General features: G+C 76.0%; 2 protein-coding genes. Both read left to right on the top strand.

The window, feature by feature from the left end:
* Positions 1 to 1082: adenylyl-sulfate kinase (cysC, locus tag B8460_RS12205; protein WP_048861878.1), on the top strand; the 1082-nt coding region annotated here is incomplete at its 5' end.
* Between the two features lie 23 nt (positions 1083 to 1105).
* Positions 1106 to 1440, top strand: a 335-nt coding sequence (locus B8460_RS12200) for an alpha/beta fold hydrolase (RefSeq protein ID WP_148360573.1), incomplete at its 3' end; no start/stop codon positions are given.

Raw genomic sequence — 1440 nt, 5'->3', positions numbered from 1 at the left:
CGCCGGCGCGGGTCGCGGGGTTTCGCGTCTGGAACGCCCCGGCGCCGGTCGCCGCGATGGCCGGGCAGTCGGTCGCCGTGGTGCTGACGCCCGATGTCGTGGTCGAGCGGGGCGACATGATCTATGGCCCGGACGCCCCGCCGATGCGGGCCGCCCGGCTGCGGGCGCGGCTGTTCTGGCTGCATGCCGAGGCGCTGCGCGTCGGCGATGCCTATACGCTCCGCCTCGGCCCCGCCGAGTATCCGGTGAGCGTCGCCGCGATCGACGCGGTGCAGGCGGTCGAGGGCGACGTGCGGCCGGGGGGTGCCGAGGAGGTGCCGCCGGACGGCTTCGCCGACGTCACGCTGCACGCGCCGCAGGGCGTGCTGTTCGATCCGTTCGAGCCCGGCGCCCTGGGCGGGCGGGGCGTGCTGGTCGATGCGTGGCAGCGCGTCCTCGGCGCCGCACCGCTGCTGGGTCCGGCGGCGCTGGGTGCGACGCCCGCGGTGTTTCCCGGCACCAGCGCCGTGCTGCCGCGGGACCGGGCGCGGGCGAACGGGCATTACGGCGCGGTGTTCTGGATGACCGGCCTGTCGGGGGCCGGCAAGAGCACGATCGCGCGCCAGACCGAGGCGCTGCTGTTCGCGCGCGGGATGCAGGTCGCGGTGCTGGACGGGGACGCGCTGCGCACCCGGCTGACCAGCGATCTGGGTTTCTCCGAGGCCGACCGGACGGAGAACATCCGCCGCACCGCCGCCGTCGCGCGGCTGATGGCCGATCACGGGCTGGTCGTCATCACGGCGCTGATCTCGCCCACGCGGGCGCAGCGGGCGATGGCGCGCACCATCGTGGGCGAGGCGTATCACGAGGTCTATGTCCGCGCCGATCTCGCCACCTGCGAGGCGCGCGACCCCAAGGGGCTGTATGCCGCCGCCCGCGCCGGACGGCTGCCGGGCTTCACCGGCATCGGCGCGCCGTACGAGGCGCCGGCGGAGGCCGACATCGTGCTGGATGCCGCCGACCAGCCGGCCGAGGCGAGTGCGGCGCATCTGGCCCGCGTGATCGAGGCGCGGGTGCGCCTGTCGCGCCGGACGCCCACATAGGGGCCGGGGACAGGGAGGCAGGCATGGACGGCACGGTGAGTGTGGCGACCGGACAAAGGATCGGCGGATCGGCTGGCGGGATGATCGGCGTGTGGCGCTGGCAGGGGCACAGCCTGCCGGTCGGGCAGGAGGTGCGGGGCGAGGGCTCGCCGGTGCTGCTGCTGCCGGCGCTGTCGTCGATCTCCACGCGGCGGGAGATGGCGGGCCTGCAGGACAGGCTGGCGGCGCGCCACCGGGTGATCGCGATCGACTGGCCGAGCTTCGGCGAGGCGCCGCGGCCGGCGGTCGCGTGGACGCCGGCGGCGCTGACGGACTTCCTGGCGCACGCGCTGGCGGCGATCCGCGCGGCGGCCGGGCC

Origin of the sequence: Acidisphaera rubrifaciens HS-AP3, assembly GCF_000964365.1 — a bacterium.
Classification (GTDB): Bacteria; Pseudomonadota; Alphaproteobacteria; order Acetobacterales; family Acetobacteraceae; genus Acidisphaera; species Acidisphaera rubrifaciens.
Note: the sequence above shows the minus strand (reverse complement) of the source record. Positions and strands in the feature narration are given on the sequence as shown.